12 protein-coding genes and 1 pseudogene are annotated in these 7441 nt (G+C 51.2%); 12 read left to right on the forward strand and 1 reads right to left on the reverse strand.

Annotation, left to right across the window (positions count from 1 at the left end; genetic code table 11):
* Nucleotides 1-371, reverse strand: a pseudogene (locus tag BAA01_00105) (integrase).
* Between the two features lie 545 nt (nucleotides 372-916).
* Here BAA01_00105 and BAA01_00110 point away from each other — a divergent pair.
* From BAA01_00110 to BAA01_00165, 12 genes are all read left to right on the forward strand, one after another.
* Complete coding sequence (locus BAA01_00110; GenBank protein OUM85214.1) at nucleotides 917-1105, forward strand: hypothetical protein; 189 nt, start codon at nucleotides 917-919, stop codon at nucleotides 1103-1105.
* On the forward strand, nucleotides 1098-1649 hold the full coding sequence (locus BAA01_00115; GenBank protein OUM85215.1) for a hypothetical protein: 552 nt from the start codon (nucleotides 1098-1100) through the stop codon (nucleotides 1647-1649). Before BAA01_00110 ends, BAA01_00115 begins: the two co-directional genes overlap by 8 nt.
* A gap of 151 nt (nucleotides 1650-1800) precedes the next feature.
* On the forward strand, nucleotides 1801-2805 hold the full coding sequence (locus tag BAA01_00120) for a hypothetical protein (protein ID OUM85216.1): 1005 nt from the start codon (nucleotides 1801-1803) through the stop codon (nucleotides 2803-2805).
* Nucleotides 2806-2864: 59 nt separating this feature from the next.
* Nucleotides 2865-3119, forward strand: a complete 255-nt coding sequence (locus BAA01_00125) for a hypothetical protein (GenBank protein ID OUM85225.1) — start codon at nucleotides 2865-2867, stop codon at nucleotides 3117-3119.
* Entirely contained in the window at nucleotides 3109-3747 is a 639-nt protein-coding gene (locus BAA01_00130) for a hypothetical protein (GenBank protein OUM85217.1), read from the forward strand. Before BAA01_00125 ends, BAA01_00130 begins: the two co-directional genes overlap by 11 nt.
* 35 nt (nucleotides 3748-3782) lie before the next feature.
* A complete protein-coding gene (locus tag BAA01_00135; GenBank protein OUM85218.1) occupies nucleotides 3783-4211 on the forward strand; it encodes a single-stranded DNA-binding protein in 429 nt (142 codons plus the stop codon).
* Between the two features lie 2 nt (nucleotides 4212-4213).
* Entirely contained in the window at nucleotides 4214-4900 is a 687-nt protein-coding gene (locus BAA01_00140) for a hypothetical protein (GenBank protein OUM85219.1), read from the forward strand.
* A 104-nt stretch (nucleotides 4901-5004) separates the two neighbouring features.
* Nucleotides 5005-5364, forward strand: coding sequence for a hypothetical protein (locus BAA01_00145; GenBank protein OUM85220.1), 360 nt, complete (start codon nucleotides 5005-5007; stop codon nucleotides 5362-5364).
* 84 nt (nucleotides 5365-5448) lie between these two features.
* Nucleotides 5449-5934: a DNA repair protein RadC gene (locus BAA01_00150; GenBank protein ID OUM85221.1), complete on the forward strand. Its 486-nt coding sequence runs from the start codon at nucleotides 5449-5451 to the stop codon at nucleotides 5932-5934.
* Between the two features lie 158 nt (nucleotides 5935-6092).
* Entirely contained in the window at nucleotides 6093-6284 is a 192-nt protein-coding gene (locus BAA01_00155; protein ID OUM85222.1) for a hypothetical protein, read from the forward strand.
* Nucleotides 6284-6550, forward strand: a complete 267-nt coding sequence (locus tag BAA01_00160; protein ID OUM85223.1) for a hypothetical protein — start codon at nucleotides 6284-6286, stop codon at nucleotides 6548-6550. Before BAA01_00155 ends, BAA01_00160 begins: the two co-directional genes overlap by 1 nt.
* A gap of 37 nt (nucleotides 6551-6587) precedes the next feature.
* Nucleotides 6588-6932, forward strand: coding sequence for a hypothetical protein (locus BAA01_00165; protein ID OUM85224.1), 345 nt, complete (start codon nucleotides 6588-6590; stop codon nucleotides 6930-6932).
* Nucleotides 6933-7441 lie beyond the last annotated feature (509 nt).

The raw sequence follows: 7441 nt of genomic DNA on the forward strand, positions 1-7441 counted from the left end.
GCGGGACGAAGGCGGCCTTCCAGCAGAATGCGGCGGACCGAAGAGACGCTTAAATGGATGTTTTCGTGTTCGGCCAACAGCTCGGCAAAGTGGGTGGCATTGCTTCCGAAGTAGCGCTCCTGATACAAGAGCTGCACGCGTTGTTTAAGCGAATCGGCCAAGGTATGAGCGGGCTTACGGCCCCGATTCCCATGTGCGATCGCTTGTGCACCTCCGTGACGATATTTGGCCTTGAGCCGATACGCTTGACGGACACTGATGCCCAGGTTGCGTGCAACATCCTGTTCCGTGAGATGGCCGTCGATCCATTTTTCAATGACCATAACGCGTTTCAGTTCGTTCTTTGTCAAGGTGATCTGCTCCTTGCTCATACTGACATTTTCTCGGATCAGTTACACCCTGACAATATCACAGAACAACAACACAGGGCCGAACATATGCTTGCATTTTCTTCGGAAAGGGGGTATAATGGGGATACAATATTTACCTCCCTATACTCCCCATTTAAGCCGGAGACAAGGGATTCCCTCGCCCGTGGATTGACCATCACAATCCGATACGGGAAGGGAGCCTGTACCGAAAGGACAGGAAGTGGAAGGTCCTCCCCATCACTCTTCGTAGCGATGATGGCGCTATGAAAGAGCAGGGCAAGATGGGACAAAAGTTTTTCCCGACACTCTCCGATTGTGCAGGAGACGAGGGCCACGGTACCGAGAGGACCGTGTAAAAGTTTTCGCGCACCGCGTGTGCGCTTTTGAAGAAGCGGATAATGGAATTAAAGCCGATTCTTTGTTTGGTCATTCCACGTGGGAACGGCTTTTTGTTTTTTCATCATTATCAAAAGGTGAAAGGGTGATTAACAAACTACAGTATTTTTCGTATAATGGGTTTGGATGGAGTAATTGGAGGAATAATCATGGCCAAAGTAATTCCGTTATCTCGGCCTCGATTGCAAGACGAAGATTCATTCGATGAGGCGATGAAGGCCATTGAAAAACGTTTTGGTGTTTCGTTTTGGGATTACATCGGGCTGAACGGACGCCGTCCAAAAGAAGTGCAGGAGAGGATTGATAAGGCGCTGCAAAAAGAAACTTTCGATGATTAAGAACGAAATCCACTTGATTGAAAGTGGATTTTTTGTTTTGGAGAGGGAGTGTCGAGCTTTGCCGGTTTATTTCGAACGAGGATTCGTCTTTAAGGGGAACATCCCGGAACCGAAACTGACAAGCTTAACTCCACCGCCCAGTTTTATTCTGTATGGCGAGCATCGGCTGATCGTTCTTCACTCGAGCGACTTTCCAGACATTGATCCGAGGATGGCGTTGGTCATTCCAATCACATCGGCAAAAGCGGAAAAGAAAAGAGCACAGAAGGAAGGCCGCTTCATTCGTGCTTCATACGTACCGATCCCGAAAGACGGTCATCCATTTCTAGAACACGACAGCTATGCGAGCACTGCGCAAATTTGTCCGGTCAACAGAGAATGGTTGAATCAATACGTTGGAACGATTCGACCAGAGTTAATGAACCAGATCGATATGCAGGTCATTTTGAACATTGGAGCCATGAATACTGTGGTTCAATTGGCGCAGAAGCTGTATGAAAAGCGGCCCCATCAACAAGAAGAAACAGCGGCGGGTAACGAGTAACTAAGTGGACAAGCCTGAAATCAAAGGAAATATTTTTGAAAAGCGTATCTTTCCCTTGTCAAAGGGTAGATACGCTTTTTCTTTTTGAAAATCTGCCTCCCTGCGCGGGCAAAACAAGCGCAGGACGCCCTGCGGCGGGAAAGGAGAAAAGATGACGACGGCAACCGCGAACTTGCCAACTGAAAAACCGACTGTTGATTTGTCCGTCCTGGAGAAGGTCGTCATCCAGGGGGATCTGTCGGTGCTTACTCCGCAGGAACGGTTGTTTTATTACAACAAAGTCTGTGAATCAGTCGGACTGAATCCCCTGACCAAGCCGTTCGATTACTTGGAGCTTGACGGCAAATTGGTTCTTTATGCCAAGAAAGACTGTACTGATCAACTTCGCAAAATCCATAACATCAGCATCACGATCACAGGTCGGGAAAGAATCGGAGACGTTTACTGTGTGACAGCACGTGCGACCATGCCGGACGGGCGATGTGACGAATCCATAGGAGCTGTTCCCCTTTTGAAAAAGGAAATGGTATGGGATCCCCAGCAATACAACAAAAAAACTCAAAAAAACGGCTGCTATGTTTGGACAGGAAAAATGATTCCGCTCACACCGGAGGAATTGGCGAATGCACTCATGAAGGCAGAAACCAAAGCAAAGCGCCGCGCCACACTTTCGATTTGCGGACTTGGCATGCTGGACGAATCCGAAATTGAGACGGTTGAAGGTGCGCAACGGATCGTTATTGAGGACGAGCCCGTTCAACTCAACAAATCCGGATCTAAGCAGGAAACGAAGGCAGAAAGTCGCCGGTCCCAGCCCTCTAAACCTACCGAGCCGGTCAATACACAAGGCAAACCGGAACCGCAAGGAATGGAGCCGAAACCTGAACCTGAAACGGCCAATAGCGGCGGAGGAAAGATGGGCGTGTATCGGTTGGTCGATGCCAAAGTCGGTACATCGCCGGGCGGAGTCACCTTTGCTCAATTGAAAATTGCGAATGTCAACACCGGCGAAGTGGAAGTCGTGATTGCCAAAACGCCGGAAACGATGGATGCCTTTAATGCTATCCGTAACGATTCCACGTTTGAAGTAAACATGGAAATCGAAAACGGGTTCAAAATCGTTAAATCTATCCGCCTGTTGGGTGATGCGGCATGATCGCCTTTACGGACGGAGCGGCGCTTATCTGCGTCGTTCCGTCCCGCACCCAAAACGGCGTGTATCTGGTTCGATGTGAACCGGCCGGCCGAGAATTGATCGTCAGCCACGACTGCCCAGCATCCCGATTTGGGCGAACATGCCGCCACATTCATGAGGCGGTTGCCGCCTACGAGCGCTGGCAATGGTGGGAGCCGAAAAAGCGGATCGTGCCGGTTCAAAAACGAATCGCACTTCAGCCAGAATGGGATCAGGTGCAGCTAACGCCCAGCCCGGAAGATATCCTTCGGGCGGTGGTGCAAAATGCTTCCTGAAATTCTGGAGGTGGCAAAAAAACATAAGCTCATCATCAATCCGAGGACGCTGCACAACGAAGAAGTGCTGTGCAAATGTCCGTTCTGCCAGGAGGACTCAAAACCCGGAAAGAACCGAAAGTATTACCTTTCGCTAAACGCCCAAAGCCAGGTGTTCAAATGCTGGTTTTGCGGCGAAAGCGGAGGGGTGCTCAGGTTCATCGCGCTTCTTGAGGGGGTCCCCGAAGAAAAGGTGCGAGCAAAATATTGCCGCCGCCGTGCTCATCCGGCCGAACGGCTCACCCGAAGGCAGCGGCTGCTGATGGGCGGTTATGAAAAAGAGCCGGACTGGGAAGCGATGAAAAACCGGGATCGCGCGTACTACTTTCGCACAATGGATCACCTTTGGGAGCGCTGGAACGAATTTCTTGAAACGGAGCGAAGGGACGCGTACTTTCTGCTCATCCTTGGCATCCGGTTCGGAAAGTACCGTGAATATGTGGAGAGGATTCGGCAGAGGGAAAAACAGATCGGAGCCTCGCTTCTGAAAGAGACTCTGAAAGTGTATTCCTCTGCCGTCCGTCCGTCTTGGACCGAAAAAGTCGAGGCCGAGCTTGACGCCTTCGGCATGAAAACCCGTAAGACCTGACCGATTAAGGCAGGCTGGGATGGGAGGGTAAAAACATGAGTTTAAACAAAGCGATTCTGATTGGCCGTCTGACCAAAGACCCGGAGCTTCGGTATACGCCGTCCGGCGTGGCGGTAGCCCAGTTTACGTTGGCGGTGAATCGTCCGTTTACGAACAGCAGGGGGGAACGCGAGGCGGATTTCATTCCAGTTGTCGTATGGCGCAAGACGGCGGAGGCCTGCGCGAACCATCTGCGCAAGGGCAGCCAGGTTGCTGTGGACGGACGGATTCAGGTGCGCCATTACGACAACAACGAAGGCCGCCGCGTTTACGTGACGGAAGTGGTGGCGGAAAGCGTCCAGTTCCTGTCGCCGGCGAACGGTACGTCCGCGTCGAACTCGAACGAAAACCGTAATGCCGGGGAAACTTACTATTCGGACGGCTCAAATGACGGCTTCATCCCTGATGACGAGTTGCCGTTCTGATCATGAATGTATTCTCGTTTTCGCGGCTTTCTCTTTATGAACTCTGCCCGTTCCGGTTTTACCAGAAATACGTTTTAAATTTGCCGGAACCAGTCACAAAGGCACTTGCGCTTGGGAAGGCCGTGCATAAAGCAATCGAACTGCGCTTGCATGGAATGCCGGAAGATGAAGCGGTCGTCACCGGGTGGATCGAAACTGACTGCCACCCTGAAGTAAACCGGGATGAAATCGCTGAACTCGTAAGAAATGCTCCGATTCTGAAAGGCGAGGCGGAAGTTCATTTCGAGCTTCCGCTTGCCATTGGGTCGGACCTGAAACTGCAAGGGTACATCGACTTGGTGACGGAAGACGGCTTTGTCGACTGGAAAACGAACTGGCGGCTGTTTGGACCCCTTGACACGATGCAGATTCCGCTGTATGCGTGGGCCTACATGCAGCTTAAAGGCGTACGGGAAGCCACTGGGACTCTCTATTTCCTGCGTCACAACACCCCGGTATCCCACCGATTCACCAGCATTGAAGCGGAAGACGCAAGGCGGTGGGCGTTTAAACTGGCAGATGAAATTGACGCAAAGGTATCCTGCGTGAAACTGTTTCCCGATATGGCAAAAAGTCAGTTCCCGCCTCGGCCGGGAACCCACTGCCAAAACTGCCCGTTTGCGCTTGAATGCTACATGAAAGCTGCTTAAAATGGCTGAATCCCGAAAGGGATGGATTTTGAAAAGGACGAGTATTGCCCTGAGCCGGCTTGCTCGTCCTTTTTTGTTTCCCAAAAAGCAAAGGAGGATCGCCCATGGCAGTTGGTTTGAAAGATGTTTTGACAATGGATGAGGCCGTAAGGCTCGCTTTGGAAATCGAGCGCACGGAAGCGGCTTTGAAGCAGATGAAAAACCGCCTGAAGGAATACGTGGACCTTCACGGTGCGCTTGTGGCGGGAGACAAAAGGTGGGACTACTACCCCACCGTAACATGGGAATTTGACCCCGACAAAAAGAAAGAGCTTGCCGTGGCCATTGCTGCCGAAGGGAAGAACCCGTGGGATTACCTGTCGTTTTCCGCAACGGCCATAAAGTCGCTGGGCTGGCCGGAAGAAGCGCTTCTTGCCTACGGCAGCCAGAAAATCATCCGACGTTTCGACTCCAGGAAAATTTGAAGATTTTTCATTGCCTGCATCCGATGCGAAGAAACGGGATCTGCTGATCCCGCCGCTTGCGCCATGCAGGGGGAAGGAGGAGAAATGGAACTGGTTGTCCGGGAAGCGGACCTGGCCAATCTGACGGAGAAAAACCGGCAGAAGGCCCGCCAGCTGATCGAAATGCTGAGCCAGGTCATGAAAAACGAAACGCCCGTCCGCATTCAGCGTCCGCTTGACGTGTACCAGCTTTCGTTGGATTTGATTCCGCTCAGCCAGGAACACTTCGTGGTCTATTTCCTAAGCAGCAAAAACCGGATCATTGAGCGGAAAATCATCTCGATCGGCAGCCTGAACGCTACGGTGGTTCACCCGCGCGAAGTGTTCCGGGAAGCGATCCTAAGAAGCTGCGCGGCCATCGTTTGCGTTCACAATCATCCAAGCGGCGATCCCGCCCCTAGCCCCGAAGACATTGAGGTCACCCGGCGCCTGATTGAAGCGGGCCATATCATCGGGATTGACGTTTTGGATCACGTCATCGTCGGACGCGACGGGTACGTGTCCATGAAAGAAGGTGGCCTGATTGCTTGAGATGTCGCCAATGGAAAGATTCCTCCGGAAGCTGCTTTCCAGGCCGACTAAAGAACGTTGGATCGCCGGCGTGCTGCTCAGTGCGCCGGCGGACATCCTCAAAACAATAACCGCGAAGGACGTATTTTGTTTCCTTCGCTGAAAGGGTGCCTTTTTATATGGATTTGAAACGCATTTTAAGTGAAATTCACGCCAAAGCCATTGTCGGACAGAAGGACCCGGAAAAAGCGCAAGCCAAATGCGGCGAGATTGTGGATATGATCGAAAGGGTGTTTTGGATCCCGCAACACGAAGTTTCGGAAGCAATGGCTTTTGGCTTGGATTGTAGGGACAGCAGGTGTTACTTCTAATGAACACCTCGATGTCCCTGAAAGATGTTGCGGTCAAGGAAACCGTGGCGGATATTGCTCTCATGGCTGGTTACATGATCGCCAAAGGAGAGATTGAAGTCGGGGATTCCAGGGAGTTGGTTAGCAATATCCTAGTCTGGGCGGAAGAGTTCATGGTTTTTCATGAAAAAACCGATTGGGACACCGAAGATTACATCTCTTGCGTGGATCGGTTTTCGGAGGAAAAACTAAAAGCTGCCTACGGCAGGGGTGTTTCGGCTGGTTGAATAGGTATTTCATTTGAAAGGAGGACGGGTGCGCCTCATGCGCACCCAAATTTTTATGAAAATCACAAGGCCCTTGGATGATTTGGCCGAAAGACGGGTGATCACCCTTGCCTCCAATGGCATTTTTGAAATGGGCGTTCACCCGCTCGCGTTGTTTAGGATGTACCAAATGGCCATCGAGCGGTGGAAAACCAATCCACATGATTACTTCACGTCTCTCCAGCCGGACGGTATTGAAGTCGTCATTACAAATGGTAATGAAGAGATCGGAAAAACGCTCATTTCGGATTTTCCCGGACTGAAAGGAAAGGTGTATGTGATCGTAAACGATCACGGGGCGCAGGGGTTGGTCGTTTCGGCTTTGCTGCCGGATGAATATTGAAGATGGGCGCGGTTGATTCCGCGCCCTTTAATTTGAGTTTCACGCAAAATTTACACCAATAAGTCGTTGTTGCTCAGGACCTGATTCCGTGATCATCAACTGATGAAAATGCGAGAAAAAGCAGGCAAATACACCCCCGAAGGCGAATGACATAAACAAGATAACATTCACCTGCGGGGTGTCATATGAAAATCAAGTCGTCCGCTCCAAGAAGCTTATCCTTTCCACTCATGCCGGTCTTGCAACCGTAGGGGCATTGCTTGCACATGCCAGATTAACCAAACGTTTAAACCATACACGCCTTTCGGAGATGGAGAACCCCTATCATTCTCATGCCGACGTGATGAAAAGTTACATCGGGCTTCTCTGCCAAGGCAAGAGCGATTTCGACCATATTGAGCCGTTTCGGAACGACGATGTATTTCCGATCTGTTTGCAACTGCAAAAAGTGCCCTCCAGTCCGACGCTTCGGCAACGCCTGGATCGTGCTGCGACAGAAGCGGCGGGAT

The sequence above is a fragment of the Bacillus thermozeamaize genome (genome assembly GCA_002159075.1).
In the GTDB taxonomy this organism is placed as follows: Bacteria; Bacillota; Bacilli; order ZCTH02-B2; family ZCTH02-B2; genus Bacillus_BB; species Bacillus_BB thermozeamaize.

Bases quoted from the DNA above. Each gene is read 5' to 3' on its own strand.
- BAA01_00115 (OUM85215.1), top strand. From the start codon at position 1,098: ATGATTAAGAACGAAATCCACTTGATTGAAAGTGGATTTTTTGTTTTG.
- BAA01_00150 (OUM85221.1), top strand. From the start codon at position 5,449: ATGGAACTGGTTGTCCGGGAAGCGGACCTGGCCAATCTGACGGAGAAA.
- BAA01_00145 (OUM85220.1), top strand. From the start codon at position 5,005: ATGGCAGTTGGTTTGAAAGATGTTTTGACAATGGATGAGGCCGTAAGG.
- BAA01_00130 (OUM85217.1), top strand. From the start codon at position 3,109: ATGCTTCCTGAAATTCTGGAGGTGGCAAAAAAACATAAGCTCATCATC.
- BAA01_00120 (OUM85216.1), top strand. From the start codon at position 1,801: ATGACGACGGCAACCGCGAACTTGCCAACTGAAAAACCGACTGTTGAT.
- BAA01_00110 (OUM85214.1), top strand. From the start codon at position 917: ATGGCCAAAGTAATTCCGTTATCTCGGCCTCGATTGCAAGACGAAGAT.
- BAA01_00165 (OUM85224.1), top strand. From the start codon at position 6,588: ATGCGCACCCAAATTTTTATGAAAATCACAAGGCCCTTGGATGATTTG.
- BAA01_00155 (OUM85222.1), top strand. From the start codon at position 6,093: ATGGATTTGAAACGCATTTTAAGTGAAATTCACGCCAAAGCCATTGTC.
- BAA01_00140 (OUM85219.1), top strand. From the start codon at position 4,214: ATGAATGTATTCTCGTTTTCGCGGCTTTCTCTTTATGAACTCTGCCCG.
- BAA01_00135 (OUM85218.1), top strand. From the start codon at position 3,783: ATGAGTTTAAACAAAGCGATTCTGATTGGCCGTCTGACCAAAGACCCG.
- BAA01_00160 (OUM85223.1), top strand. From the start codon at position 6,284: ATGAACACCTCGATGTCCCTGAAAGATGTTGCGGTCAAGGAAACCGTG.